The sequence below is a fragment of the Desulfarculaceae bacterium genome (assembly GCA_020444545.1).
GTDB lineage: Bacteria > Desulfobacterota > Desulfarculia > Desulfarculales > Desulfarculaceae > Desulfoferula.
The window spans coordinates 555,801-582,551 of record JAHLKT010000003.1 but is presented as its reverse complement, the minus strand read 5'-3'; the positions used below and the strand labels follow the sequence as shown (position 1 = coordinate 582,551).

At 66.2% G+C, this 26,751-nt stretch carries 28 protein-coding genes; 16 read left to right on the top strand and 12 right to left on the bottom strand.

Annotated features, from left to right (window positions below):
- Positions 1–509: 509 nt before the first annotated feature.
- From KQH53_11180 to KQH53_11155, 6 genes are read right to left on the bottom strand one after another with little or no spacing between them, the layout of a single operon-like run.
- Positions 510–809, bottom strand: a complete 300-nt coding sequence (locus KQH53_11180; protein ID MCB2227229.1) for an antibiotic biosynthesis monooxygenase — start codon at positions 807–809, stop codon at positions 510–512.
- A 45-nt stretch (positions 810–854) separates the two neighbouring features.
- Positions 855–1,544, bottom strand: a complete 690-nt coding sequence (locus KQH53_11175) for an MgtC/SapB family protein (protein MCB2227228.1) — start codon at positions 1,542–1,544, stop codon at positions 855–857.
- Positions 1,545–1,584: 40 nt separating this feature from the next.
- Positions 1,585–2,148 carry a LemA family protein gene (locus tag KQH53_11170; GenBank protein ID MCB2227227.1) on the bottom strand — a complete coding sequence of 188 codons (564 nt, stop codon included), beginning with the start codon at positions 2,146–2,148 and terminating at the stop codon, positions 1,585–1,587.
- 43 nt (positions 2,149–2,191) lie between these two features.
- Entirely contained in the window at positions 2,192–2,923 is a 732-nt protein-coding gene (locus KQH53_11165) for a hypothetical protein (protein ID MCB2227226.1), read from the bottom strand.
- Between the two features lie 16 nt (positions 2,924–2,939).
- Complete coding sequence (locus tag KQH53_11160; GenBank protein MCB2227225.1) at positions 2,940–3,761, bottom strand: TPM domain-containing protein; 822 nt, start codon at positions 3,759–3,761, stop codon at positions 2,940–2,942.
- Entirely contained in the window at positions 3,758–4,723 is a 966-nt protein-coding gene (locus tag KQH53_11155; GenBank protein ID MCB2227224.1) for a DnaJ domain-containing protein, read from the bottom strand. Before KQH53_11155 ends, KQH53_11160 begins: the two co-directional genes overlap by 4 nt.
- Positions 4,724–4,963: 240 nt before the next feature.
- On the opposite strand from KQH53_11155, the gene KQH53_11150 reads away from it, so the two are divergent.
- Together KQH53_11150 and KQH53_11145 are read left to right on the top strand one after the other, a co-directional pair.
- Positions 4,964–5,401, top strand: coding sequence for a DNA polymerase III subunit chi (locus KQH53_11150; GenBank protein MCB2227223.1), 438 nt, complete (start codon positions 4,964–4,966; stop codon positions 5,399–5,401).
- A gap of 117 nt (positions 5,402–5,518) precedes the next feature.
- Complete coding sequence (locus KQH53_11145) at positions 5,519–5,611, top strand: AURKAIP1/COX24 domain-containing protein (protein MCB2227222.1); 93 nt, start codon at positions 5,519–5,521, stop codon at positions 5,609–5,611.
- A gap of 403 nt (positions 5,612–6,014) precedes the next feature.
- Here the strand turns inward: KQH53_11145 and KQH53_11140 are convergent, their stop codons facing one another.
- The gene (locus KQH53_11140) at positions 6,015–6,623 is read right to left on the bottom strand and encodes a lytic transglycosylase domain-containing protein (GenBank protein MCB2227221.1); all 609 of its coding nucleotides are present in this window, start codon (positions 6,621–6,623) and stop codon (positions 6,015–6,017) included.
- Positions 6,624–6,834: 211 nt separating this feature from the next.
- On the opposite strand from KQH53_11140, the gene KQH53_11135 reads away from it, so the two are divergent.
- Positions 6,835–7,659 carry a purine-nucleoside phosphorylase gene (locus KQH53_11135; GenBank protein ID MCB2227220.1) on the top strand — a complete coding sequence of 275 codons (825 nt, stop codon included), beginning with the start codon at positions 6,835–6,837 and terminating at the stop codon, positions 7,657–7,659.
- A gap of 514 nt (positions 7,660–8,173) precedes the next feature.
- Here the strand turns inward: KQH53_11135 and KQH53_11130 are convergent.
- Positions 8,174–8,851 (bottom strand): PEP-CTERM sorting domain-containing protein, encoded by a 678-nt coding sequence (locus KQH53_11130; protein ID MCB2227219.1) that lies wholly within the window; start codon positions 8,849–8,851, stop codon positions 8,174–8,176.
- 290 nt (positions 8,852–9,141) lie between these two features.
- Here KQH53_11130 and KQH53_11125 point away from each other — a divergent pair, with 290 nt between their 5' ends.
- The 4 genes from KQH53_11125 to KQH53_11110 all read left to right on the top strand — a co-directional run bounded on the left by KQH53_11125 (position 9,142) and on the right by KQH53_11110 (position 13,450).
- On the top strand, positions 9,142–10,059 hold the full coding sequence (locus KQH53_11125) for a methyltransferase domain-containing protein (protein ID MCB2227218.1): 918 nt from the start codon (positions 9,142–9,144) through the stop codon (positions 10,057–10,059).
- Between the two features lie 486 nt (positions 10,060–10,545).
- Positions 10,546–11,817 carry an amidohydrolase gene (locus KQH53_11120; GenBank protein MCB2227217.1) on the top strand — a complete coding sequence of 424 codons (1,272 nt, stop codon included), beginning with the start codon at positions 10,546–10,548 and terminating at the stop codon, positions 11,815–11,817.
- Positions 11,814–13,127: an amidohydrolase gene (locus KQH53_11115; GenBank protein ID MCB2227216.1), complete on the top strand. Its 1,314-nt coding sequence runs from the start codon at positions 11,814–11,816 to the stop codon at positions 13,125–13,127. Before KQH53_11120 ends, KQH53_11115 begins: the two co-directional genes overlap by 4 nt.
- A gap of 8 nt (positions 13,128–13,135) precedes the next feature.
- Complete coding sequence (locus KQH53_11110) at positions 13,136–13,450, top strand: DUF1330 domain-containing protein (GenBank protein MCB2227215.1); 315 nt, start codon at positions 13,136–13,138, stop codon at positions 13,448–13,450.
- Positions 13,451–14,067: 617 nt separating this feature from the next.
- On the opposite strand, the gene KQH53_11105 is transcribed toward KQH53_11110, so the two are convergent.
- Positions 14,068–15,441, bottom strand: coding sequence for a mechanosensitive ion channel (locus tag KQH53_11105; protein ID MCB2227214.1), 1,374 nt, complete (start codon positions 15,439–15,441; stop codon positions 14,068–14,070).
- Positions 15,442–15,736: 295 nt separating this feature from the next.
- Between KQH53_11105 and KQH53_11100 the strand changes: the two genes are divergently transcribed.
- Positions 15,737–17,002: an HD domain-containing protein gene (locus KQH53_11100; protein ID MCB2227213.1), complete on the top strand. Its 1,266-nt coding sequence runs from the start codon at positions 15,737–15,739 to the stop codon at positions 17,000–17,002.
- A 90-nt stretch (positions 17,003–17,092) separates the two neighbouring features.
- Here KQH53_11100 and KQH53_11095 read toward each other — a convergent pair whose 3' ends face one another.
- A complete protein-coding gene (locus tag KQH53_11095; protein ID MCB2227212.1) occupies positions 17,093–17,422 on the bottom strand; it encodes a hypothetical protein in 330 nt (109 codons plus the stop codon).
- A gap of 195 nt (positions 17,423–17,617) precedes the next feature.
- Here KQH53_11095 and KQH53_11090 point away from each other — a divergent pair, with 195 nt between their 5' ends.
- From KQH53_11090 to KQH53_11070, 5 genes are all read left to right on the top strand, one after another.
- Positions 17,618–18,808, top strand: a complete 1,191-nt coding sequence (locus tag KQH53_11090) for a TRC40/GET3/ArsA family transport-energizing ATPase (protein MCB2227211.1) — start codon at positions 17,618–17,620, stop codon at positions 18,806–18,808.
- Entirely contained in the window at positions 18,805–19,050 is a 246-nt protein-coding gene (locus KQH53_11085; GenBank protein MCB2227210.1) for a hypothetical protein, read from the top strand. Before KQH53_11090 ends, KQH53_11085 begins: the two co-directional genes overlap by 4 nt.
- A gap of 87 nt (positions 19,051–19,137) precedes the next feature.
- A complete protein-coding gene (locus KQH53_11080) occupies positions 19,138–19,593 on the top strand; it encodes a hypothetical protein (GenBank protein MCB2227209.1) in 456 nt (151 codons plus the stop codon).
- A 109-nt stretch (positions 19,594–19,702) separates the two neighbouring features.
- Entirely contained in the window at positions 19,703–20,734 is a 1,032-nt protein-coding gene (gene ruvB, locus KQH53_11075; protein ID MCB2227208.1) for a Holliday junction branch migration DNA helicase RuvB, read from the top strand.
- Positions 20,735–20,740: 6 nt separating this feature from the next.
- Complete coding sequence (locus KQH53_11070) at positions 20,741–21,493, top strand: ribonuclease H-like domain-containing protein (GenBank protein MCB2227207.1); 753 nt, start codon at positions 20,741–20,743, stop codon at positions 21,491–21,493.
- A 572-nt stretch (positions 21,494–22,065) separates the two neighbouring features.
- Here KQH53_11070 and KQH53_11065 read toward each other — a convergent pair.
- Positions 22,066–23,157, bottom strand: coding sequence for a choloylglycine hydrolase family protein (locus KQH53_11065; protein ID MCB2227206.1), 1,092 nt, complete (start codon positions 23,155–23,157; stop codon positions 22,066–22,068).
- Between the two features lie 73 nt (positions 23,158–23,230).
- Entirely contained in the window at positions 23,231–24,091 is an 861-nt protein-coding gene (locus KQH53_11060; GenBank protein ID MCB2227205.1) for a DUF1566 domain-containing protein, read from the bottom strand.
- Between the two features lie 104 nt (positions 24,092–24,195).
- Between KQH53_11060 and KQH53_11055 the strand changes: the two genes are divergently transcribed.
- From KQH53_11055 to KQH53_11045, 3 genes are read left to right on the top strand one after another with little or no spacing between them, the layout of a single operon-like run.
- Positions 24,196–24,774 (top strand): hypothetical protein, encoded by a 579-nt coding sequence (locus KQH53_11055; GenBank protein ID MCB2227204.1) that lies wholly within the window; start codon positions 24,196–24,198, stop codon positions 24,772–24,774.
- A gap of 31 nt (positions 24,775–24,805) precedes the next feature.
- A complete protein-coding gene (locus KQH53_11050) occupies positions 24,806–25,951 on the top strand; it encodes an ABC transporter permease (GenBank protein MCB2227203.1) in 1,146 nt (381 codons plus the stop codon).
- Between the two features lie 46 nt (positions 25,952–25,997).
- The gene (locus KQH53_11045) at positions 25,998–26,744 is read left to right on the top strand and encodes an ATP-binding cassette domain-containing protein (protein MCB2227202.1); all 747 of its coding nucleotides are present in this window, start codon (positions 25,998–26,000) and stop codon (positions 26,742–26,744) included.
- The last annotated feature ends 7 nt before the right edge of the window (positions 26,745–26,751 follow it).

Below are 26,751 nucleotides of genomic sequence, written 5' to 3'. Positions count from 1 at the left end.
GAGGTTGGTGAAAAAGCAAAGTGCGGGTTGGGTAGTGCAAAGCGAAACCCAACAAGCCAATCTCCTCCTGTTGCCCCCGATAGCTCTGCTATCGGGGCCGCGCGGCTCCGCCCGCGCGGCAAGAAATGCTTCCTGCCGGGTCGCTGGTTCGCGGTTAAAGAAATGGCGGGGAGCTAGAAAGGACACTGGGTGGCCCAGACAGCTTGCTGTCTGGGTCGCGAAGCGACAAGAGGTCCGGCGGGCGGCTCCGCCCCCAACCCACCGCATCACCCGCACCCCGCCGCCTGCTCCGCGCAGAGATTGCTTCGCTCCGCTCGCAATGACAAGGTTTGTATTTCTGCAAATTGGTTGTCATTGCGAGGAGCGGCCTTTTGGCCGCGACGCGGCAATCTCGGTTCGCCAGCAGACTCCCTCGCCCCTTAACAGGGGGGTGTTTGGCAAGGTGCCCCCAAAAAAGCTAAGGGCGGGGTTTCACCCCCGCCCCTGCTCGCCGAATCGAACCCCCGCCTCTAGGCGACCTCCACGGCCTCCCACAGGGTGATCTCGCTGGGCCCGGCCACCAGCTCCTTGATCTGGCCCTGCATGGCGGCCATGTGGGGCGCCTTGGCGTGGGCGGCCAGGGCCTCCTTGCTCTGCCAAATCTCGTAGAACAAAAACACCGGCTCGCCCTTGGCGCTCCGGTGCAGGTCGTAGCGCAGGCAGCCCTCTTCCTGGCGCACCGTGGGCACCACCCCGGCCAATGCCTCGGCCAGCTTGTCTTTGGTCTCGTCGGTTCCGGTGATCTTGGCCACTACATAAACCAGGGACATGTTTCACTCCTCGAGTCGGGTCCAAATGATGTGGGCGGAGTTGCCCTAGGGCACTTCGGCCTGCTCCCAGGTGTAGCAGCCCACCCCCGGGATGCTCTCCATCTCGTGCAGCATTTCGCGCCAGCCCTTGCCGGCGCGAATGCTCAGGGAAAGGCTGATCACCACCGTGTTGTCGGCCGGGCAGCGGTCGCGGCCCGCGAAGAGTACACGCGCCTTGTGCTCCTTGAGCAGGGCTCGCACCGGGTCCTCGGCCGCGGGGTCGCTCAGCTCCATGCGCAGCATTACGTTTTGCTCACGTCTGATGTGCGAGGCGATGTCGCGGAAGATTTTCAGGGCCACCAGGGTGATGGCCGTGGCCCCCAGGGCGGGGATGTAGAGCCCGGCACCCACCCCCAGGCCGATGCCGGTGCAGGCCCACATGGCCGCGCCGGTGGTCACCCCCCGGGAACGCAGCCGCCCCTGGATGATGGCCCCGGCGCCCAAGAAGCCCATGCCCGCGATGGCGTAGGAGGGCAGGCGGCCGGGGTCAAGGCGCACCACCGAGCCCTCGGCCGGCCCGGCAAACAGATGGGCCAGGTGCATCGAAAGGCTCATCAGCAGGGCCCCGCTCATGGCCACCAACAGGCAGGTGCGTAGGCCCGCCGCCCGGCCGTGCAGCTCGCGGTCCAGGCCTATGAGCAGGCCCAGGCCCGCGGCGATGAGGATGCGCCAGAGCATGGTCCATTCATCAACCATCGCAGCCTCCTCTCGCGGGGGTTATGGGCGGGGCGTACTCCTAGAACTTCACCTTGGGGGCCTTCTGGGCCTCGGGCGCGGCCTCGTAGCCCTGCTTGGGGGTGTAACCCAGCAGGCGGGCCAAAATCAAGGTGGGGAAGCGCCGGATGGCGGTGTTGTAGGACATCACCGCCTGGTTGTAGCGGGTGCGGGCCACGGCGATGCGGTTCTCGGTGCCTTCCAGCTGGTCTTGCAAGGCCCGGAAGTTGGCGTTGGCCTTCAAGTCCGGGTAGCGCTCCACCACCACCATCAGGCGGCCCAGGGCGCTGGTGAGCCCCTGGTTGGCCATGAGCTTGCCCTCCACGCTGGGGGCGGCGGCCACCTGCTGGCGGGCCTTGGTCACCGCCTCCAGGGTCTCGCGTTCATGGGAGGCGTAGCCCTTGACCGTCTCCACCAGGTTGGGGATCAGGTCAAGGCGGCGCTGCAAGGTCACTTCGATGTTGCTCTTGGCCTGGTTCACCGACTCGTCCAGGTTCACCAGGCTGTTGTAGGGGCTGACCAGCAGCAGGAACAGAAGCAGGGCGACAATGCCGATGCCTATGGCCCATTTGGCTCCGCGGCCCATTTGGTCTCTCCTCGCGGCCTCCGGCGGCCGCTAAATACGTTGTCTAAACCTCCAGGCGGTCCACCCGGCGGCTTATCTCGTCCAGTTCGTCGATGCCCTCTTCCCACAAGGCCACCAGCTCCGGCGGGCTGGGCTTCAGCTGCCCGGAGCGCACCTGGGCCAGGCTGGAGAAGGCGCTCACCTTCAGGCCCGCCCCGCCCATGGCGTCCAGGACCTCGCCGGGCTCGCCGGGGAAGGCGTTGGTGGTCAGGTAGAGGTAGGCCTGGAAAAAGGCCACGAAGGCGGGCAGGGCCTCGCGGCTCAGCTCGGTGAGGGCGCGGGCGTCGCCGCCCGAGGCCAACAGCCGGGTGCGCAGGGTGGTCACCTTGCCCTTTAGCTCGCGCTCCAGCTGGAGGCGCAGATGCTTGTGCTCCAGGTCCAGCCCGGCCAGGGGGTCTTCCCCGTGCAGGACCTTGTGGCTGGCCTCCATGACCAGAAACTCGATGGGGAACACGTCCCGGCTGGCTTCCAGGTAATCCCGGCTCATCACCAGGGGCGGGGCCACCCCGGCGGGCGACCACTTGCTGAAGAAGGGCAGCAACCGGCTGGTCACGCGGGACGCGCCCTCGCTGACCATGACCAACAGGTTCATGTCCGAGCGCCCCTTCACGTAGCGCCCGGCCGCGGCCGAGCCGAACAGGCACACGGCCTCCAGGTCGGTGCCTAGGGCGGTGATCAGGTCCTGCACCAGCTCGGCGGAAATGTCTTCGGGCCGCTCGGGCGGCTTTCTAGCCATGCTTAAATCCTTTTCTTTACCAACCGCCGGAAGCCCCGCCGCCGCCGCTCATGCCGCCGCCGAAGCCGCCGAAACCCCCGCCGAAGCCGCCGAAACCGCCGCCCCGGCTCATGCCGCCGCCCATGGAGCCGCCCATCATGGAGCCCAGCAATATGGCGGGCAGAACGCCCGAGCCTCCGCCCCGGCCTCCCTTGCCCCCCCGGCGTCCGAAGACGCGCATGAGCACCCAGAAGGCGATGAGCACGATGAACAGCCCGCCGATGCCGAAGCCCCGGGAGCGGGTCTTGATTTTGACTTCGGGCACGCCGGTGAGCTTGACCCCGGCGGCCTGGGCCACCACCGAAGCGGCGGCCGCCGCCCCGGCCAACAGGCCCTTGCCCATGTCGCCCTTCTTGAAGTAGGGCAGCATGTACTGGTCGCGGATGGCCCCGCTGGTGGCGTCGGTGAGGGTGCCCTCCAGGCCGTAGCCCACCTCGATGCGCATCTTGCGCTCCTTGGGGGCCACCAAAAACAGCACGCCCTTGTCCTCGCCCTTTTTGCCGATGCCCCATTTCTGGAACAGCTGCACCGCAGCCTGCTCGATGCTCTCGCCGTTCAGCGAGGGCACCGTGGCCACCACCAGGGAGGCCCCGGTCTTTTGCAACAGCTCGGCGGAGAGGCTCTCCATGGCCTGCTTGATGTTGGCGGGGATGATCTTGGCGTAGTCGCCCACCGCGGCGGGGCGGCCGTTCGGCCCGCTGGGGCGCGGATAGTCCAGGGCGGCCCAGGCCGGCAGGGCCAGCAGCAGCACCAGCAGCAGGGCGGTCAAAATGGCGCCGGAGCGCGGGCGGGGGATCACAGACCCTCCTCGGAAAGCTTTTCCAGAAGCTCCTTCTGTTCCTTGCTCAGGCGCTGGGGAACCTCCAGGGCCACCCGCACGAACAGATCGCCGTTGCCCGAGCCCTTGAAGCGGGGCAGGCCCTGGCCCTTGAGGCGCAGGCGCGCGCCGGGCTGGGTGCCCTTGGGCAGCTTAACCTTCAGGGTCTTGCCGCTGGGGGTTTCCACCTCCAGGCTGGCCCCCAGGGCCGCCTGGCTGAAGGGCACCGTCTTGGTGATCTCCAGGTCCGCGCCCTCGCGCTTGAACAGGGAGTGGCCCAGAACATTGATTTTGATGAGCAGGTCGCCGGCCGGGGCTCCCGGAGGGCCGGGTTCGCCCTTGCCCGCCAGGCGTAGCTTCTTGCCGTCCTCGATGCCCGGGGGCACCTTGACGCTCACCCGCTCGGTTTTGTCGCCCACGCGGTAGGAGACCATTTTGTCCCCGCCGTGGAAGACCTCTTCCAGGCTCACCGGCAGCTCGTAGATCAGGTCGTTGCCCCGGGCCGGGGCCCCGCCCATGCCGCCATAGGCCTGGTTGAAATCGAAGCCGCCCATGCCCGGCCCCGCCTGGGGGCCGCCGCCATGGAAGGTGTAGGTGCGGTAGCCGCCCCGGCCGCCGCCCCCGCCGAAGAACTGGCTGAACACGTCGCCGCCCAGGCCCATGCCGCGCAGGATGTCGGAGATGTCGCTGCCCCGGTAGATGTCTTCCTGGCTGTAGCGCTGCTTGAAGCCCGAGGCCCCGTAGGTGTCGTACTCCTGCTTCTTCTTGGCGTCGCTCAGGACGGCGTAGGCCTCGTTGATCTCCTTGAACTTGTCCTCGGCCTCTTTGTCGCCCTTGTTGCGGTCCGGGTGATACTTCAGCGCCAGTTTGCGGTAGGCCTTCTTTATCTCGTCGGCCGAGGCGCTCTTTTCCACCCCTAAAACTTTGTAATAATCCTTGGCCATGTATCCTTGTCGCCGCTCGCTGGGTAAGCCGCCCGGGGCGGCATTGAAATCAGGACATAATAATACCAGGCCGGCCAACCCCCCTGGGCCGGCTCGACAATTTTTAATATAGGCACGGCCCCAGGGCCTGTCAAGGAAGCCCCGCCCGAATCCCCCGTTACCACGCCGTTTTAGGCCATTTGGCCACCACGCGGTTGGGCCACGCCCCGGGGTGTGCTAATCTAGCCGCTCGGAGGTGTCATGAGCCGCGTGAAGGCAGAATACATAAACCTGCGCCAGGCGCGGGCCAGTCTGGAACAGGCCGCCGCCCGCCTGGCCGCCTATCACCACCAGGCGGGCCGCAAGGTGCTGCTCCTGGCCGCGGACCAGGCCCAGGCCGAGCTTCTGGACCGCGCCCTGTGGAGCTACGAGCAGGGCTCGTTTTTGCCCCACGCCCTGGCCGGAGCCCCGGACCAAGCCGAGGAGCCCGTCCTCATCGCCACCGACCTGGCCAACCCGGGCTCGGCCCCGGTGCTCATCGCCGCCGCGCCCCTGGCCGAGATGCCCGTGGGCTTCCAGCTGTTCATTCAGCTTTTGCCCCTCACCGACGAGTCCGGCCTCCAGACCTGCCGCGACTGCTACCGCGCGCTCAACGAGGGCGGCGAGGTGGAGCTTAGCCACATCACCAGCCTGCCCTGAAAGCCGCCCCGGGGCCCGATTTCCCCTTGCCGCCGCGCCTGATGTCCGGTATAAATCAGTTTCCGAATTGCCGGAAACTTAAATTAGCTTTTACAAGCACCAAGTTAAGGTGAGTTCATGGGTAGTGTCAGCAAGAAGCGGCGCAAGAAGATTCGTAAGCATAAGCACCGCAAGCTTCTGAAAAAGACGCGCCACCAGCGCCGCAAGTAAGCCGGACCACCGGTCCGCGCAGCCACCCGGCGTCCGCCGCCTCCCGCTCCTCGCGGGCATCTCCCCGGCCGGACCCCGGGTGGTGGTGTTTCTCCGCGCGGCCGCTAGGCGCGGATTCAGCCGAGGCGGTCCCGCAAACAGGGCCAGCCTGGAGATTCCACCAAGGCCGTGCGGCGAGCGCCCACCGGCCGACATCATTTTCCAAACAGATTGATTCGTCTGAAAGCTGGGGCCCGTCTCCGGCACCGGCACAGCCAAGGCGTGTCAGGCAAGATCGCCGGGCAAGCGAGAGCCGCAGGCGTAGCTGGATTGCTACGTCGAGGCGCGAGCGCCGCCGGCGGCGCGGCATGGCGCGGCTTGGCGAAGCCGGACGCAGGGTCTTGGTGGAATTTTCAGGCTTGAATTAGCTGGAGCTGGCGACCTGGGAATAGAGCACCCGGAAGTGGGTCAGGTGCTCCAGGACCGTGTTGACGAACTGCTGGGTCTCGGTGATGTCGGGGAGGCCCCCGGCGGCGGCCACCTTGGCCGGACCGGCGTTGTAGGCGGCCAGGGTCAGCACCAGATCGCCGTGATACTCGTTGTACAGACGGGCCAGGTATTTCACCCCGGCCTCCAGGTTGGCCTTGGGGTCCAGGGGGCGCTGGAGCTTCAGGTGGCGGGCGGTCACTGGGTTGATCTGCATCAGCCCCTGGGCGCCGCGTTGGCTGCGGGCCATGGGGAAAAAGCGGCTCTCGGTCTGGATGACCGCCATGACCAGGGCGGGCTCCAGGCCGTGGCGGCGGGCCGCCTTGCGGGCCAGGGGCCACACCGCGCGCTGGCGCTGGTGCAGGGGCAACACCAAGACCACCCTGCGCCGGGCGGCGGCGTCCGGGTCCTGCACCGTGCTGGAGGCGCTGGCCACCACGGCCATGTGGTGCATGGGCTCATAAAAGAGCGTCCCGGCCAAACCCGCGGCGCCCAGCATGAGCACGGCCAAGGTCAGGCGGGACATATGTTTGGTGAGGCTTTGCATAGTCCACCTATGGCTGAAACTATGGTTACCGCCTCATTCCCTGTCAACCAATTTAAGGTGACATTTAAGCCCTGCGGCGTTTAGGGCAATCATTCCGGCGGCTTGCCCCGCCCAAAAAATCGATGGACAGGGCCGGGAATTCCTGCTTTCCTGTGGCCGGAAGGCATGAATGCAATTTTTTCCCAACCGCAACATATAGGGGATCGGCCGCATGGCACACCAAGATACGGTAGAAAAAGCCCTGGAGTATTTGCAAAGCCGCCTGCCCGCCGGTTTCAAGCCCCGCGTGGGCCTCACCCTGGGCACCGGCCTCTCCGACCTGGGCGCGGCCATCCAGAACGCGGTGAATATCCCCTACGATGAGATCCCCGGCTTCCCGGTCTCCACCGTGGCCAGCCACGCGGGGCACTTGATCCTGGGCACCTTGGCCGGGCAGCCGGTGGCCGCTCTGGCCGGGCGCTTTCATTTATACGAAGGCTACAGCGCCCAGGAGGTGACCCTGCCGGTGCGGGTCCTGGCCCTATTGGGGGTGGAGGTGTTCATCTTCTGCTCCGCCGCCGGCGGCCTGGACACCACCATGGAATCGGGCCGGGTCATGCTGGTTCGGGACCACATCAACCTAACCGGCGACAACCCCCTCATCGGCCCCAACGTGGACGCCTGGGGCGAGCGCTTCCCGGACATGAGCCAGACCTACGATCCCCAGCTCCTGGCCCTGGCCCGCAGCGTGGCCGCCGCCAAGGGCATCCCGCTCTACTCCGGCGTCTACATCGGCCTCAAGGGCCCCAGCATGGAGACCCCGGCCGAGACCAAGATGCTGTGCGCCCTGGGGGCCGACTCGGTGGGCATGTCCATGGTCCTGGAGGTGATCGCCGCGCGCCACATGGGCCTCAGGGTCATGGGCCTCAATGCCATCAGCAACGTCAACGACCCCGACGACATGCAGCCCGCCCCCCTGGAGTTGGTCATCGCCAACGCGGGGCGCGCGGGCGCGGACATGGCCAAGCTGATCACCGGGGTGCTGGAGGAACTCTAGGCCTGCTCCGTTTATCCCACTTTGCCGGCAAAAAGGGTGGGGAAAAAGGGCAGGGTGGGGAAAGGTAATTCCCTGGGTGGCCCAGACAGCTTGCTGTCTGGGTCGCGTCGCTCCGGCGGCGCGACAAGAGGTTAGGCGGGCGGCCGCGATTCCCTCCGGCGGCAGGCTTCAGGCGCGGCTTTTTCCTGCGGGCAGAGATTGCTTCGCTGCGCTCGCAATGACAAGGCTCTAATTAAAATTGAAAGTTGTCATTGCGAGGAGCGCCGCAGGCGCGACGCGGCAATCTCTGTTCGCCAGGATGGCGGCCATGAAAACGGGTAGGGCAGGTAAAGCTAAATTTTCTGCTGACCCCGATAGCTCTGCTATCGGGGTTGCCTCGCTCCAGCGAGGCAACAAGAAATCCCTTCCCTGTTTTCGCATACCGTGAAGTAGGCCTGGAGCATGGCCAGGGTAGTGTAAAGCGCTCCTCGGCTCAAGTTTTATTGGGGCATGAATCTCCGGATCGGGCCATGGACTAGGCCTTGCGCCGCTGGCGGCGCATCCTCCAGCGCCCACCGGCCAGACCGGCCAGGCACGATCCCACCAGGAGCAGGGTGGCCGGCTCGGGGGTGGCGGCCCCGCCGCCGCCCGGCGTGGTCTCTCCGCCCAGGGCGGCGTGGAAGGTGACGCCCAAGGGGTTGCTGCCCTTGCTGCCGGAATTCTTCACCACCAGGTCCAGCACCACGCTGCTCATGCCCGCGGCCAGGCTGGAGCTGAAGTCGATGCTGCCCATGGTGTTCCAGTTGCCGTAGACCGTGTTCTCGGCGGCCAGGTCCTGGTTCACGTAGAACCAGAGGTAGTCGTCCACCATGTAGTCCAGGCGGCCGGTGAGCAACTGGGCGTTGGCGGGCAGGCTGATCTCCAGGTGAAACACCCGGTAGGAGGCCGCCGGTCCGTTGGCGCCGGACAGCTCGGATATCCACTCCGCGCCGGGGATGTCGCCCCAGCCGCCGTGGCTCACCTCATTGGCATAGGCCGCGTCGTCCCAGTTCAGGGCGTTGACGTCGGGCATGCTGTAGAAGGTCTGGCTCACCAGCACCGTGGAGTCGCTGTAGCGGTCGATGGTGAACAGGTCCGCCGAGGCGCTGCCCGGCCAGGCCAGGAGCGCCAAGGCCAGGGCCAGCCAGAGCGTATGTTTTCCGAGCAGACGCATGTGTATCCATCCTTGGGTCTGTTCAGTATGTTCAGTAATTCCGCTTTTGTCCAGTTTGGCCGCCTGGGCCGGGCCGCCTAATCTCTTGACAACCGCCGCCGATCCGGGTACTCAAACTATTAGCAGTCCCCGGCCAGGAAGGCCGAGGCGTGATTTGAGTTTTTAGCGTGATGACTACATAGCGGACCGCCGCGCCCCAGGGCGCCCCTGGCCGCAACGAAATAACGCCACGAAGGCCGTTTCCCCCGCGCGGGGGAGGCGGCCTTTTTTGTTTTTTGGGAGACAACTCCATGGCCACCCTGCACGCCCTTTCCCCGGCCTCGTCACCGCGCCCGCGCGGAGCCGCCCACTGGGCCCGGCGCTGGGAGGCGGCCCGCGCCGCCAGCCCCTGGCAGCGCTCCCAGGCGACCAGCCCCCAGAGCTGGCGGGCCTTCTACGAGCAGGTGGCTTCGTGGTGGCAGCCGCTCAGCGGCCATGGCGCGGAGTTCGGCCAAGCGGCTGCTTCCTGTTTGGCCGCCGAGGGCTTGCTCTGGCCCGGGGCCTCGGCCCTGGACGTGGGCTGCGGGGCGGGCTCGTTGTCCCTGGCCCTGTCCGAGGGCGGCGCGCGGGTAACGGCCCTGGACGACTCCCCTGCCATGCTGACCCGCCTCAAGGCCTCGGCCCTGGCCCAGGCCGCCCCGGCCCCCTCCTGCGCCTGCGCCGACTGGCAGGAGCACCACGCCCTGGAGCCCTACGACCTGGTGGCCGCCGCCTTCTTCCCCCAGGCCCTGAGCCCCCACGGCGTGCTGCGCCTGGAGGCCTGGAGCGCCGGGGCCTGCGCCCTGATCCTGGGCAGCGGCCCGGATGTGTTCCCCTTTCGGAGCGAGATCATTGGGCGCCTGCTGACCCCCAGCGCCTTGGGCTCCGGCGGCCCGGGTCATCTGGAGCTGGCCTCGGGCTACCTCGCCGCCCTGGGCCGCGAGCCCCGCCTCCGCCCTCTGGCCTGGCCGGTGTCCCTGGACCTGCCCAGCGAGGAAGTGACCGCCTATTTCCGAGCCTACTTGGCCATCTTCGGCCTGAGCGGCCCCCGGGTGGAGCGGGTGGTGGCCGAGGCCCTGGAGCCTCACACCTCCGCCGGCCGAGTGCGCGCCAAGGGCATGGGCCGCGCCTCCCTGCTGTGGTGGCCGGTGGATGACCAAGCCTCCCTGGCCCGGGCAGCGGCCTCCTAAGCCAAACCTGCCTTTATTATTCCTGTTGGCCCCGATAGCTCTTTTGTCGGGGCCAACCAAAAGCCATCAAAAAAACCAGATGTCATTGCGAGGAGCGGCGCAGCCGCGACGCGGCAATCTCTGCCCGCCAGAGGGCGGCTCCGGAACCGGAAAAGAGGCTGGGAATAATGAATGCCCGGGTGGCCCAGACAGCTCGCTGTCTGGGTCGCGTCGCCTTGGCGGCGCGACAAGAGGTCCGGCGGGCGGCCGCGCCACCAACCTACGGCGTCGGTGCAGCAGAAGCTTTTGCTGCGAGCAGGGATTGCTTCGCTGCGCTTGCAGTGACAAGGCTCTGTATTAATTCGATGGTTGTCATCGCGAGGAGCGCCCCCGCCCCTCGCCCCATTCCCCCGCCTGTGCTAATTTAGTTTGACCAACCGCCACCCACCCCGCGCCAAGGAGCCCGGCTTGGATCAACTCTGCATCACCAACGGAACCATCCTGACCATGGACGAGAGCGGCACGGTCATCCCCGACGGCGCCCTCTGCGCCCAGGGCGGCCGCATCGCCTACCTCGGCCCGGCCTCGGAAGCGCCCGCCTGCGCGGGCCGCACCCTCGACGCCCAAGGCGGGCTGATCATGCCAGGCCTGATCAACGGCCACACCCACTCGGCCATGACCCTGATGCGCGGCCTGGCCGACGATTTGCCCCTGGACAAGTGGCTCACCGAGCATATCTTCCCGGCCGAGCGCGGCCTCACGCCAAAGGCGGTGTATTGGGGCAGCCTCCTGGCCTGCGTGGAGATGATCCGCTCGGGCACCACCAGCTTTTGCGACATGTATCTCTTCGCGGCCGAGGTGGCCAAGGCCGCCGTGGCGGCTGGCCTGCGCGCCGTGGCGGGCGAGGTGCTCTACGACTTCCCCAGTCCCTCCTACGGCGAGCTGGACAACGGCTTCGCCCTCACCGAGGAGCTCCTGGCCGCCTATGCCGATCACCCCACGGTGAACTTCGCAGTGATGCCCCACGCCCTCTACACCTGCTCGCGGCCCCTCATGGAGCGGGCCGGACGCCTCAGCGCGGACACCGGGGCCTCCCTGGTCATGCACCTGGCCGAGAACGAGAACGAGACCGCCCAGGTGATGGAAAAATGGGGGGCGCGCCCCCTGGCGGTGCTCTCGGAGCTGGGCCTGGTCAACGGCCGCCTGTGGATCGACCACGGGGTGGACCTGGAGCAAGGAGAGATCGAGGCCCTGGCCGAGGCCGGGGCGCGGGTGGCCCACTGCCCCGAATCCAACATGAAGCTGGCCAACGGGGCCATGCCCTTGCCCGAGATGCTGGCCGCCGGGGTCAAGGTGGGCCTGGGCACCGACGGCTGCGCTTCCAACAACGACCTGGACCTTTTCGGCGAGATGGACTCCTGCGCCAAGCTGGCCAAGGCCTTCCGCCACGACCCCACCGTGGCCCCGGCCTCCGACGTGGCCGCCCTGGCCACCCGCCTGGGCGGGGCGGCCTTTGGCAAGCCCGGCGAGCTGGGGGTACTCACGCCCGGCGCTTTGGCCGATGTCATCGTCATCGACATTGACCAGCCCCATCTCACCCCCATGTACAACCCCCTGAGCCACCTGGTCTATGCCGCGCGGGGCGGCGACGTGCTGCACACCGTGTGTCACGGCAAGGTGCTCATGGCCGGGCGCAAGCTGGAGACCCTGGACCAGGCCGAGGTGCTGGCCAAGGCCAAGGAGCAGGCGGCCCGGCTCAACGGGTGCGTGCCGCTATGAGCGCACGGGCCTTGCGGGTCAGCGGCGGCCCCCTCTGGGCCGGTCCTGGGATGTTCTGGCCTTCGGGCGTGGTGCTGGCCGAGGACGGGGTGATCACTTTCGCGGGCGGCGCGGCCGATGCCCCGCCTTCGCCCGGGGCCGAGGAGCTGGACGCGGGCGGCGGCCTGATCATGCCCGGCCTGATCAACGCCCATTGCCATGCGGCCATGGTGCTCTTCCGGGGCCTGGCCGACGACCTGCCCCTGGATGTGTGGCTGAACCAGCATATGTTCCCGGCCGAGGCTCAGTGGGTCACCGAGGAGATGACCGAACTTTGCTCCCGCCTGGCCGCCGCCGAGATGCTGCTCAGCGGCACCACCACCGTGGCCGACTCCTACTTCTGCGCCTCGGGCGCGGCGCGGGCCTTCGCCTCGATGGGTATGCGGGCCGAGGTGGCCCAGGGCCTCATCGACTTCCCGGCCCCCGGGGTGCCCGACCCGGCCCAGGGCCTGGCGGTGTGCCGCGAGTTCGTGGAGCAGTGGCAGGGGGCGCACCGGCTGATCACCCCGGCCGTCTTTGCCCACAGCTCCTACACCTGCTCGCCGCGCACCCTGGGCGAGGCCTCCGCCCTGGCCCAAGAGCTGGGGGTGCGCCTCTACACCCATCTGGCCGAGACGGCGTCCGAGGTGGCCGACGCGGCCATGACCCACGGGGCCTCGCCGGTGGCCTGGCTGGACGAGCTGGGCCTGTTGCAGCGCCTGGACGCGGCGGTGCACTGCGTGTGGCTGGCCGAGGGCGAGGCCGAACTTATGGCCCAGCGCGGGGTGGCGGTGATCGCCTGCCCCGGCTCCAACGCCAAGCTGGGCTCGGGCTGGGCCGACCTCCCGGCCATGCTGGAGGCCGACTGCGTGGTGGGCCTGGGCACCGACGGCGCGGCCTCCAACAACAACCTGGACCTGTTCGGGGAGATCGGCCTGGCCGCCCGCCTGGCCAAGCTGAAGACCGGCGACCCCGCCGCCCTGCCGGCCGGGCAGGCGGTGGACCTGGCATTGGCGGGCTCGGCCGCCGCGCTGGGCATGACCGGCCGGGTGGGCCGCCTGGAGCCGGGCTTTGCCTGCGACCTCGCGGTCCTGGACCTGGGCGCCCCGCGCCTTACCCCGCTCTACGACGTGCCCTCCCACCTCACCTACGCGGCCAGCGGGGGCGAGGTGAAGCACACCGTGGTGGACGGCGAGGTGCTGGTCAAGGACCGCGCCCTCACCACCCTGGACCTGGCCGAGACCATGGCCCGAGTGCGCGAGCTGGCCGCCAAGGTGGCCGCCGGGCGATAGAGGTGCCCATGCCGGACGACAAGCCCTTCCTGATGCTCAACGCCCTGTGGTTCAAGCCCGAGAGCGGGCCGGAGAGCTACCGCCGCTATATGAAGCTGGCCGGGCCGGTGCTGGCCAAGTACGGCGGCCGCCTAGTCGCGGGCGGGGAGCCCCGCCAGGCGATCATCGGCGAGTTCGACGCGGACCTGGTGTTCTTGGTGGAGTACCCCTCCTGGCAGGCCTTTCAGGATATGCTGGCCGATCCCGCCTACAAAGAGGCCCTGCCCCACCGCGAGGCGGCCATCACCAAGTCTCTCTTGATCCGCTGCGAAAAGACCCTCTAGGCCCCGCCACAAAGTTTTGTCATTGCGAGGAGCGGCCTCTTGGCCGCGACGCGGCAATCTCTGTTCGCCAGCAGGTGGGCTGGAAAAAAGGAAAAGCTGGTAAGGAAAAAAGCCAAATGTAGGGGCGGGGTTCACCCCCGCCCGAGAGCGCCCGCGCCCGCAACGACCTTGCCGCCCCTCCCCAGCACCACACAGCAAAAGCCGTCATCGCGAGGAGCGGCGGCCAAAGCGGCGGCCATGAAAAAGGCGATCCTCCCGCCGCGACGTGGCGATCTTCCCTTGAGATCGTCCGGAGCCGCGCCACCAACCCCAAGCTCTTTCCCTTACGTGCTCTTTCGCTTCTGTCTGTTGGCCCCGACAGCTTGCTGTCGGGGTCGTGCCGCTTCTGGCGGCGCGACAAGAAATCTTGTTCCGCTTAAGAGGTTGGAGAAAGGGATGGCAGGGTGGCCCAGACAGCTCGCTGTCTGGGTCGCGTAGCGACAAGAGGTTTGGCGGGGCGTCGGCATCCAGCGGGCCGCACGATCCGCCCCCGGTCGCCTGCTTCGAGCAGAGATTGCTTCGCTACGCTCGCAATGACAAGGTTTGGTTTCGCGAGGTGGGGATTGGACCGGCCGCGCCTACTCTACCGGCTTTTCGCCCTCGTCCTCGTCCGCTTGCTGCGGCTTGTCGCGGCGGATGCGCACGTCGCGCTGCGGGAAGGGTATCTCCACTCCGCCCTCCTGGAACAGGCTAAGCACCCGCCGGAGCACCTGGGTCTTCACGTTGGCCGTGCCGTTCTCCGGGTCGGCTATCCAGAAGCGCAGCTCCAACTCGATGGATGAGTCGCCCAGGCCCATAAGGCGGGTGGCCGGGGCGGGGTGGTCCACGATGCGCGGCACCCCGGCGGCGGCCTTTTCGCACAGGGCCATGGCCAGGTCCACGTCGCTGCCGTAGGCGATGCCCACCGGCACCTTGAGGCGCACCTCCTTGGAGGAGTAGGAGCAGTTGATCACCTGGCGAGAGATCAGGTCCTCGTTGGGGATGAGGAACTCCTGGCCGTCGCGGGTCACCACCGAGGCGTAGCGGGCCCGGAGGCTGGTCACCTTGCCGAACACGTCGCCGATCCAGATCACGTCGCCGGGCCGGATGGACTTGTCCGTCATGATGATGATGCCGCTGATCAGGTTGCTGAACACGGTGCGCAGCCCGATGCCCAGGCCGAAGCCCAGGGCCCCGGAGAAGAAGGTGAGCATGTCCATCTCCACCCCGATGATCTCCAGGGAGATGATGCCCACCACGATGATCAACAGCGTTTTCAGCAAAAGGCCGATGAGGGTGCGGGTGGAGGGTTCCAGGTCGCCGCTGGCCGCCATGCGGTCTTCCACGTAGCCGCCCAGGCGGATGCCCAGGCGCATGAGGATGGCGAACATCAAGAACGATTCCAAGAGGGACAAGAGGCTCAGGCGCAGGTTGCCTACGGTGAAGCTCACCTGGTCCAGCAGATGGATGGCCAGGCCCAGCAGGCCGAAGATCTGCAAGGCGGCCACCGCCCAGATGGCCGCGGCGAACACCTTGGCCCAGAAGGGCTTGAACACCGCAGAGGTAACCAGCCGGATGACCACCCAGGCGCCCATGGCGTTGGCGCACAGGGTCATCAGGTCGTTGTCTATACCCAGCAGGGAAGTAGCGACGTAGATGGGCCACAACAGGACGATGAAATAGACCGGGCCTAATAGGCGCAGGAAGTCGGCGTACCACTGGGCGCCGCGCTTGCCCGGCTCCATGCGGGCGGCCCAGCGCTTGGCCAGGCGCGCCCGCGACCAGCGGGCCAAAAGCCAGGCGGCCGCGAACACCACCCCGATGACCGCCAGCTCGTAGAGGGTGTCGGTCTCCAACAGGTCGTGCGTCACCCAGTCGCGAGCGTCGCTCCAGACCTCCAAGACGCGGCCCTTGAGGTGCAGCTTGTCGAGGTGCTTGTCCCAGTCGTCGGCGCTGTTGTAGCGGTTGAACATGCTTCTCCCGGCTTTGGGCAGCCGCGCTCAGGATGGCACGAAAGCCGGGGGAAGGTCAATTGAAGCTGTTCCCGGCGGGAGCTCCGTCCCGGTGAGTCAGTATTATTATTTGGTTGCGCACCATGGCCGACAAGTTATGTATTATTAAAGTATAGCAATGCCAAAATAGACCAGCGAGGTCTGTTTTTGGTCCCACCGGGTCCGCACCGTCTTGATCTCCCTACCTGCCAGGAGAGACGAAACCCCCCGCGCTCCTCCGCCGGACGCGCGCGGCCGGGTTTGTTTGGGAGATGTCATGCAACGTCAGTTTTCGGTGAACCTGGGAAACGTCATCCTTTCCTTGTCCAATGCCATGGACCTGGCCGACCCCGAGCTGGCCCAGCACCAGCTACGCACCGCCTTCATCGTCTGGGAGATGGGCCGCACCGCCGGCCTGGCCAGCGCCCGCATGGAAATCGCCTTTACCGCCGCGCTGTTGCACGACATCGGCGCGGCCTCGGTGGAGGAAAAGGCGGCCCTGCACAGCTTCCAGGCCGAGGATGTGGAGAGCCACTGCATCCGGGGCCAGATACTCTTCGAGAGCTTTCCCTGGCTCAGGGACGAGGCCCAGCTGGTGCGCTACCACCATCGCAACTGGGCTGACTGGGATTTGTCCATCGAGGACCCGGTGGTCTTCGACTCCCAGATGCTCAACCTGGCCGACCAGGTGGAGCGCCGGGTGGACCGCAAGCGCTACATCCTGCACCAGCACGAACGCATCATGCGGGAGATCAAGGCCCTCGGGGGCGGGGTCATCCACCCCGAGGTGGTGGAGCTGTTCATGCAAACCGCCCGGCGCGAGGAGTTCTGGCTGGACCTGGCCGCCCCGCGCATGTACTCCCTGCTACTCAACCGCGGCCCCTTCAAACGGGTGGACACCGGGCTGGAGGATGTCTTGGACATCGCCCAGCTCTTCCGCAACATCATCGACTTCCGCTCCCGCTTCACCGCCACCCACTCCTCCGGGGTGGCCGCGGCGGCCAAGCACATCGCCGGGCTCTACGGCTTCACCAACCGTGAGACCCACCTCATGGAGATCGCGGGCAATCTGCACGACATCGGCAAGATGGCCATCCCCAACCGCATCCTGGACAAGCCGGGCAAGCTGGACGATCAGGAGATGGCGGTGATGCGCTCACACACCTACCACACCTATGAGGTGATCAACAGCATCCGGGGCATGCAGAACATCGCCGAGTGGGCTTCCTTCCACCACGAGCGCCTGGACGGCTCGGGCTATCCCTTCCACTGCGAGGCCGGGGGCCTGGACCGGGGGGCGCGCATCCTGGCCGTGGCCGACGTGTTCACCGCTCTGGCCGAAGACCGCCCCTACCGCGAGGGTCTGCCTCAGGAAAAGATCATGCACATCATGGCCGGCATGGCCGACGATCGCCATCTGGACGCCCACGTGGTGGGGGCCCTGGGCGACGACTACGGGCGCATCCGCTCCGATGTGGTCGAAAAGCAGGGCCTGGCCCGCGACTATTACGAGCACCAGTTCGCTTCACTGGAGCCCAACTAAGCCTCGGCGCCCCCTCCCCGGCGGCGCGCATCCTATTGGATCTGGACCGCCGCTTAAAGGGAGGGGACTAGCCCTCGCTCAAGGAGCGGCTTATTCGTTGACATAGGGAGTATTGCAGTCTGCCTTGAACTGTATGCCCTCGTCACTGTTAGTCACCTGGGGGTTCCACGACCAATCTATTCCCAGGTTTTGGCTGTTCAGGCGCATGGTGCAGTTCATCTTAATCACCCCGGGGCTCGCAGGGATATTGACCATGCCGGAGCCGGAAGTGTTGCTTTGGTTCGAGCTGGGCTGGCAGGTCACAGTTACCTGGGGCGAGAGGCAGGAGGGCGGCACGTAAAGGCCGGAACCGGCCGCGGCGGGCAGGGCCAAGGCAGTCAGCAAAATCGCGGCCAGGGCCAGGGTTATGATGGTTCTCATGCTCAAGGTTCCTTTCTTGCGCGAGATTGGCCAGGCTCTGCCCACGAAAAAGCGACGCGGACCTAAATGGCTATCTTTTTAATATACTAAGCGTCCCACCGGCCCGAGACAACGCCGCCCCCTGGCCTTTGCCGCCCGGCCCGGGTATCCTTAATAGGGTCCGCCCCCTACCCAACCCAAGGAGCCACACCCGCCATGCGCCTGATTCTTTTCGCCGGCAAGGGCGGCAGCGGCAAGACCTCCATGTCCGCGGCCACCGCCGCCCTGGCCGCCGAGCGCGGCCAGAGAACCCTGGTCATCTCCCTGGACCCGGCCCACAGCCTCTCCGACGCCTTTGACCTGGAGGGCGGCCTGTTGGATCTCACCGGCGAGCCGGTGGAGGTGGCCCCCCGCCTGGCCATTCAGGAGATCAACGTCAACGTGGCCATCAAGCAGTATTGGGACCAGGTGCACTCCTACCTCTCGGCCCTGTTCAACAGCACCGGCTTGAACGAGGTGGTGGCCGAGGAGATCGCGGTGCTGCCGGGCATGGAAGAGATCAGCGCCATGCTCTACATCAACCAGTACGTGCGCGACAACGCCTACGACCTGATGATCCTGGACTGCGCCCCCACCGCCGAATCCATGCGCTTCGTCTCGGTGCCCTCGGCCCTGGAGTGGTACATGAAGAAGGTCTTCAAGCTGGAGCGCAGCATACTCAAGGTGGCCCGGCCCATCGCCGCCCGCCTTACCGACGTGCCCCTGCCCGGAGACGACTACTTCGCCAACCTGGAGGCGCTGTTTAAAAAGCTCGAGGGCGTGGACCGCCTCCTCACCGACCGCGAGAGCACCACGGTGCGCCTGGTGTGCAACCCCGAGAAGATGGTGCTCAAGGAGTCGCAGCGGGCCTACACCTACTTCTCGCTCTACGGCCTGGCCGTGGAGGCGATCATCATGAACCGGGTTTGGGCCCCCGGCGGCCAGGGCCTGGGCCGCGAGCTGGCCGAGATGCAGGCGCCTTATCTGGAGCAAGCCAAGGAGTACTTCGCGCCCCTGCCCATCCTGCCGGTGGAGCAGAAGCGCCACGAGGTGCTGGGCGCGGAGCGCTTGTTGGAGCTGGGCCGTGAGCTCTACGGCGAGGCCGACCCGGCGGCCCATCTCTACGACCGCCAGCCCCTGGCTTTCGAGAAAAACGACGGCAAGCTCAGGGTGCGCCTGCACCTGCCCAGCGTGGACAAAAAGCGCCTGAACCTGCACAAGGTGGGCGACGAGCTGGTGATCGAGGTGGGGGTTTTCCGCAAGCACCTCTCCCTGCCCCACAGCTTCGCCCTGGCCCACCCCACAAAAGCCCTCTTCCAAGACGACGATCTTTTGATAGACTTTAGCCAACCGGGAGGAGAGTCATGAGCTCGGCCCAGGCTGAAAAAGATGGGGCCCAACACCAGGCCAAGTGCGAATGCCCCTTGTGCGCCCTGGGCGAGGCCGCCCGGCGCTGGCGCAAGGACTCGCCGGCCATGGGTCATTTCCACACCGCCCATCTCGAGGTGATGAAGGGCATCCGCGCCCTGATCGACGAGCACATCACCAAGATGGAAAAGCCCGCCGAGGGCGAGGGCGAGCCCCGCGTCACCAAGATCGAAGTGGAGTAGCTAGGCAAATTTGTTGGTCTTATAGGCACAACTGTAACTCGTTTATAGAACGGGACTACGTCCTGATTAGAAATCTGGGGGGTAAGGATGGAGATTAGCCAAGAGGAAAGATACGAGATTGAAGAGCTGTTGTTAGCTGATACATCAGCTTTATTGGAGATCATTGGCCGACAGGCTCTGAGGAGTCTTTCCAGAGGAAAAGATATATTTGGCCTGAGGGAGGTGCTTCCTCAGGATTTTGTAGGTTGGGGAAGAAGGGATGAAATCGGTGATTTTGGAGCAGACCGAGGTATTAGAGGGGCAATAGATCTACGTGTAATCGGGGGCACGGCTTTTGATAGAGTGCGAGATCTGTTGTATAGAGAAATTTGCGTTAAATGGGACTTCTGTAACAAACCAAAGAGCAGAACGTCAGAGGATGAAGTCAGCTTGATCGCTGGCTTGGGAGATATTCTGACAACCTGCCTGGGCGGCTTTCCTTCAACAGTTATTGCCGTGTATTTGGTGAAAATTGGGTTAAATAAGTTTTGTTCATGCGATTAGGTTCGAGCAATAGAGCCCATATTTTTTCTGGGGCAACAGATGGATAAGAGAGACAATATTATCAAACAGTCGCACACCTCGATTTTTAACACGGACATTGGGTAAGGTTGTGAACCCAGAGGACCTGCACGGCCGCCTGGTTGACGGCGCCGCCCTGGACGACGACCAGGGGCTGGACAGCCTGCGGCCCTCGTCCCTGGGCGAATACATCGGCCAGGCCGAGGCCAAGGCCAACCTCCAGGTGTTCATCACCGCCGCCCGCCAGCGGGGCGAGGCCCTGGACCACGTGCTCCTGCACGGCCACCCCGGCCTGGGCAAGACCACCCTGGCCCACATCCTGGCCGAGGAGCTGGAGGTGGGCATCACCGCCACCAGCGGCCCGGTCCTGGAACGGGCCGGCGACCTGGCCGCCATCCTCACCAACCTGGAAACCAAGGACGTTCTGTTCGTGGACGAGATTCACCGCCTCAACCACGTGGTGGAGGAGGTGCTCTATCCGGCCATGGAGGACTTCCACCTGGACCTGGTGATCGGCTCGGGCCCCAGCGCCCGCACCGTCAAGTTGGACCTGCCGCCCTTCACCCTCGTCGGGGCCACCACCCGGGTGGGGCTCCTCACCCCGCCGCTGCGCGACCGTTTCGGGGTGCAGGTCAGGGTGGACTTCTACTCGCCGGACGAGCTGGCCCAGATCGTCAGCCGCTCGGCCCGCATCCTGGGCCTGGAGATGGACGGCGGCGGCGCGGCCGAGATCGCCCGGCGCTCCCGCTCCACTCCCCGCGTGGCCAACCGCCTGCTCAAGCGGGTCAGGGACTTTGCCCAGGTGGAGGGTGGCGGCAAGGTGGACCGCGAGATGGCCGACTACGCCCTGGGCCGTCTGGGCGTGGACGAGCACGGCCTGGACCGCCTGGACCGCGAGCTACTCACCACCATCGCCCTGAAGTTCGACGGCGGGCCGGTGGGTCTGGGCACCCTGGCCGCGGCGGTGGGCGAGGAGGCCCACACCATCGAGGAAGTCTACGAGCCTTATCTCATCCAGCAGGGGCTCCTCAAACGCACCCCGGCCGGGCGCGTGGCCACGCCGCGCACATATGAGCACCTGGGCGAAAAGCCCTCCACCGGCGCGCAAAAGCGGCTCTTCTAGGCCGCGATGCTGACCAAAACCTTCCTGCACATCCCCACGGTCGGAGCCAAGCGCGAGCTGGGCCTGTGGAAGGCCGGGCTCCGCGACTGGGACGACTTCCTGGCCCATGGCGAGGCCTTGGCCCCTCCGGCGGTGTATCGCCTGGGGCGGCCCATCGTCGAGCGCAGCCTGGCCGCCCTTGCGCGCCCGGACGGCCTGGCCGAGCTGGCCAAGTTGATCCCCACCTCCGAGCATTGGCGCTTCTGGCCCCGGTTTTCGCGGGTGGCCTATCTGGACATCGAGACCGGCGGCGACCCCAATGACTTCGGGGGCATCACCGTGGTGGGGGTCTACGACGGGCAAGTGGTGGTGCAGTACGTGGCGGGCCAAAACCTCAACGAGGCGGCCCAGTGCCTGGCGGGCTACGAGGTGGTGGTGAGCTTCGCGGGCAGCTCTTTCGACGTGCCGGTGCTCCGTAGCGTATTCCCGCGCTTCATCGTGCCGCCGGTGCACATCGACCTGCGCTGGGTGCTCAAGCGCCTGGGGCACAAGGGCGGTCTCAAGCGCATCGAAAAGGCCCTGGGCCTGGCTCGGCCCGACCACGTGGGCGACATGGACGGCTACATGGCCGTCATGCTCTGGCAGGACCACCTGACCGGCGACCCCGACGCCCTGGCCACCCTCTTGGACTATAACGCCTGCGATATCGTGAATCTGGAGCCCCTGCTCAACCTCGCGGTGGAGCGCCTCCGCGCCCAGACTCTGGGCCGCCTGAGCTAGAGCGCCCCGCACCGGCCAGACCTATCCAGCGATCGTGTAGGTTGGCTAGAGGCGCTCCCGCGCCGAAACCCAACAATTCCCAATCCGGCCACCGTCTCCTGTCCGCAGCCCCGGCCGGAACCAAGAAGTAGGGAAGTAAAAGAGCCTTGTCATTGCGAGGAGCGGCCTCCTGGCCGCGACGCGGCAATCCCTGCCCGCCAGCAGACGACCCCGCCCCCGCCCCGGCCGCCCGCAAGACTCCTTTCCTTCTTCCTTACCCGCTTTTCTAATTATTTCTGCTGGCCCCGACAGCTTGCTGTCGGGGTTGCCTCGCTCCGGCGAGGCAACAAGAAATCTTGCGCGGGATTTCTTGCCGCTCGGCCCAGAGGCCTCACGGCCCCGATAGCAGAGCTATCGGGGCCAACAAGGGCTGACTTCTCTAACCCGGTGGCATTGCGAGTCCCCTCCGGTGTAGGGGCGGAGTTTATCCCCGCCCAAAATCCTCACGGGACGCCATCGGGCGGGGATAAACCCCGCCCCAAAAAAAGCGGCCGGGCATACACCCGGCCGCCTCGCTGCTTGTGTAGCTTTTCTTACTTGGCCTCTCCGGTCACGTCGGTGAACAGCGGGCCGCCCTGGATGGAAATGTGCTGGAGCTTGGTGCCGCCCAGGTCCAGCTTTTTCATGTCCACCATCTTGGGGGTCAGGTTCTGGTAGGTGGCGAAGTGGAACTTCAGGTTCTTCAGGTCGCTGGCCGCCATCCACTCGGTGATGTCGTAGCTCACCTTGCCGCCCTTGCCGTAGGAACGGGCCATGCCCTTGGAGATAAAGAAGGAGTTCAACAGGCGCAGGGCGCTCAACACTGCGCCTTGGCCGTCGGCCGCGGGCAGGGCGGCCTGGGAGAAGGCCACCGCCCGCACCAGGCGCGAGGGCGGAGTCACGTCGCCGGGCAGCCCGGCCATGCCCGAACCCTGGCCCGTGGGGTACAGGGTGATGCCCGTCAGCTTGAGCTTGGGCACGTTGTTGGCCGAGAGGTTCACGTAATTGCGCAGGTTGGTCATGTGCCAGTCAAAGGGCGGCGAGTTGGTGATCACCCCCAGGGGGTTGTCGTACAGGTTCAGCTTGCCGTCCACGTACTCGATCACCACGCTGTCGCCCGTCTTGTCGGTGACGATGTAGTGCAGGGGCAGGGGGTCGGGGCCCAGCTGGGGCAGGGGGGCGCCCCAAACCATCACCTTGGCCAGGCCGGCCTTGACCTCGGCCACCGTGGCGAAGTTGCCCAGCACCCACAGGGGCAGCTCCAGGGGCGTCAGGCTCTTGCCATACTCCGCCGGGCCCGGCTTCTGGTAGCCCGCGCAGCCGGGGAAGTAGAACAGGCCCGCGGCCAGGCCCTTCTCGTTCAGGCCGTCGCAGATGGCGGTGAGGCCGAAGGCGTCCATGCCCAGCACCGCGTACTTGGTCTTCCACTTGATGCCCGGCTTTTTGCCCGGCGCCGTGGTGGTCAGGGCATAGCCGCGCGGCACCATGAGCACCTGGGACTGGAGGTTCACCCCGAACTCCAGGGTGCGGGCGTGCACCACCGCCCCGTTCTTGGCCTTTACGGTGATGCCGGTGCAGGCCGCCGCCGGGGCCGCCAAAAGGGCGGCGCAGGCCGCCAGCAACAATGCGAAACGCAGAAATTTCATGATCACCCTCTGATTGTAGGTAAATGGGGAATTGCCTTATTGTGCCTTCTGGGCCGCGCGGAGGCAAGGCCGGTCAGGGCGAGGATCTCCCCCGCACCGCCCACACCGCGTAGTGCGGGTCCTGCTTCATGCCCACGCCAATCCCGCCCTTGTCCAAATACAGGGCCATGGCCCACGCCGGGTCGAAGCCGCTGCTGGTGGCCGACCAGTACTGCGCCTGCACGCCCGTGAAGGGCGCGTCCGGGGCCAGGGCAGGGAAGGCCCGCCCCGCGTCCACCAGGGACTCCAGCTCCTGGATGGTGGGCAGCCGCCAGCCGCTTTGCCCGGCGTGGCCTTGGGTGTTGAGCCGCGCGATCACCGCCTTTGCCTCGAACCAGCTCACCGCCCCCGGGGCCAGGTCCGCCTCCCGAGTCCAGGTGAGCCCGGTGAGCCGGTCGCGCACCGCCTCGCCGCGCGCCTCCCAGCGGGGCGCGGGCCAGGCCCGGCCGGTGAGGGCCTCTCCCGGCGCGCCGGTGGCGGCCAGGGTGTGGCTGACCCCGCGCACCGGCCAGGCGTAATAGCTCCGCCCCTTGTCGCCGTAAAACATGCGTCCGCCCTCGGTGTGCGCGTACCAGGCATAGGCCGGGTTGCCCGCATAGGGCGTGGCGCTCCAATACCAGGCCAGCTCCACCTCGCCAAAGGGGTGCCCCGGCGGCAGGGCCGGGTTGGCCTGGGCGTAGTCCATGAGTGAAAACAGCTCCCTGCGGTTGGGCAGCCGCCAGTCGGCCGCGCCCAGGTAGCTCTCTTGGTTCAGTCCGGCCACGAACTCGCGGGCCTCGTCCCAAAACAGCGGCCACCCCGCCGGATCGGCCGATGGGCTCCACTCCAGGCCCGTGGTCCGGTCGCGCACCCGCCCCTGTACAATTTTGAACCTGTTTTCGTCGCGTTCGATCATGCCTCTGCCTGGAATAACCTGTATTTATGGTACGCGATAGTCTACAATGTCTTAGCATCCATATTAACACCCGCCTGTCGCGGACTGGCGGGGGATGGAGACCCATGACCTTTTTTAGCTTGCGGTGGTTGCTTCCCAGCCTGGGCCTGTTTTGCCTGGGAGGCTTGCTGCTGTTGACGGCCTGCTCCGGGGATGAGCCCGCCAACCCCAAGGCGGTGGAGTTCGTCAAGATGGTCAACGCCGACCTGGCCCAGGCCGAGAAGCATCTCCAGTCTCCCAATGAGGAAAAGAACCTCACGGCCCTAAGCCAGGGCTTGGCCAAGCTTTTCAAGGATGCGGCCGACCGGGGCAAGCCGCTCACCCACGCGGTGGTGGTGCTTTCTGACCAAGGCAAGTCCTTGGCCGCTCGTGTCCCGGAAGCGGGCCATCCCGAGGGCGTGGCCAAGGAAAATAACGAACTGGACTACTCGCGCTACGACAAGGTGCAAGCGCTGATTAACAACCGAGGTACGGGCAGCTTCGTATTCTACGCGCCGATGGGTGAGCTTTACGTAGTATGCCGTCCGTTCAAGGCCGGCGGCCCGCGTGTCGGCGGCCTTTGCGTGGGCTATGACGGCGCGCTGATCAAAAAGAAGCTGGGCCTGGACAAAGAGCAGTTCGAGGCCCTGGACTTCAACTCCTGATGCCCCCTGGGGGGCTGGCGCCGGCGGGGCGATGTCGCATAAGCGGTCCAAACAAAACTACGAGATAAGCCTGGAGGGTCCCGAGGGCCCCAGCCGCACCCTGCGCCTGGCCGGCCGTCTGGACATCTACGCCACCGACGATCTCCTGGACCAGTTCAACAAAATCCTGGACACCACCGGGCTCAAGACCCTCACCGTGGATATGAGCGGCATCGCCTACCTGGACACCGGCGGGGCCCTGGCCCTGAACTACCTGGAGACCCAGGCGGTGAAAAAGGGGGTGGAGCTGAAGATGGAGGGCCTGAGCGCCCAGGCCCAGGGCATGCGCGAGATCGTGCACCCCGAGGCGCTCAAGCCCCAGCCGCCCCCGCCCCCCCGGCGGCCGGGCGGCTACATCACGATTATCGGCCAGGCCACCGTGGACCTGGTGGCCGACGCCAAGCAGGTCGTGGCCTTCGTGGGCGAGCTGTTCATCGCCCTGGGCAAGGTGATCCGCCGGCCCCGCACCCTGCGCTGGAGCGACGTGGAGCTCTACATGGAGCAGGTGGGCGTGGACGGCCTGCCCATCGTGGGGCTCATCAGCTTCCTCATGGGCCTGATCATGGCCTTCATGAGCGCCATCCAGCTCAAGAACTTCGGGGCCAACATCTTCGTGGCCGACCTGGTGGCCCTGGCCATGGTGCGCGAGCTGGGGCCCATCATGACCGCGGTCTTGGTGGCCGGCCGCTCGGGCAGCTCCTTCGCGGCCGAGATAGGCACCATGATCGTGCGCGAGGAGGTGGAGGCCCTGGAGGTGGAAGGCTTCCACCCCATCAGCTTTTTGGCGGTGCCGCGCATCGTGGCCGCCATATTGATGGTGCCCTTGCTCATCCTGTTTTCCGACGTCACCGCCATCGTGGGCGGGCTCATCATCGGGGTCACCTACCTGGACCTCACGGTCTACGGCTACGTGCAGCAGACCATGGGCGCCCTGGCGGTGAGCGACATACTATTGGGCGCTTTCAAGGGAGCCCTTTTCGCCCTTCTTATTGCCGGGATTGGCTGCCAGCGCGGCTTCACCACCATGGGCGGGGCCGAGGCCGTGGGCCGGGTGACCACCTCGGCGGTGGTGGCGGGCATCTTCCTCATTGTGGTGGCCGACAGCATCTTCGCCGTCGTGCAGTATTACTTCCTCTAGGGAGCGCGTTTTGCCGGACGAGGCCACAAATAGCCAAGCCCAGGCCATGAGCCCGGTGGTGGTCAAGGACCTCACCCTGGGCTACGGCCGCGAGCCGGTGCTCAAGGACGTGAGCCTGGAGGTGCAACCCGGCGAGATCGTGGTCATCGCCGGGGGCAGCGGCTGCGGCAAGTCCACCCTGCTCAAGGGCATCATCGGCCTCCTTGAGCCCATCAAGGGCGAGGTGTGGTTGGACGGGGTGGAGATCACCCAGGCCGACGAGAAGACGCTCAACCAGGTGCGGCGCAAAATCGGGGTGGCCTTCCAGGGCGGGGCCCTCTACGGCTCCATGACCCTGGCCGAGAACGTGGACCTGGTCCTGGCCGACGCGGTGCGCTTGGACAAAAAGACCCGCGGCACCCTGGTGCGCCTCAAGCTGGCCCTGGTGGACCTGGAAGGCTACGAGGGATATTTGCCCTCGGAGATATCCGGGGGCATGCAGAAACGGGCCGGCCTGGCCCGGGCCATGGCCCTGGACCCCACCATCCTGTTCTTCGACGAGCCCTCGGCGGGCCTGGACCCCATCACCAGCGCCGAGCTGGACGAGCTGATCCTCAAGCTCAACAAGGCCATGGGTACGGCCATGGTGGTGGTCACCCACGAGCTTAATTCAATTTACACCATCGCCCATCGGGTTGTTATGCTGGACAAAAGCGAGAAGGGGGTCATAGCGGTGGGCTCCCCCACGGACCTCCGGGACCACTCCAAAGATCCCCGGGTCTCCAATTTTTTCCACCGCAAGCCCCGGAAGTGAGAGGAGT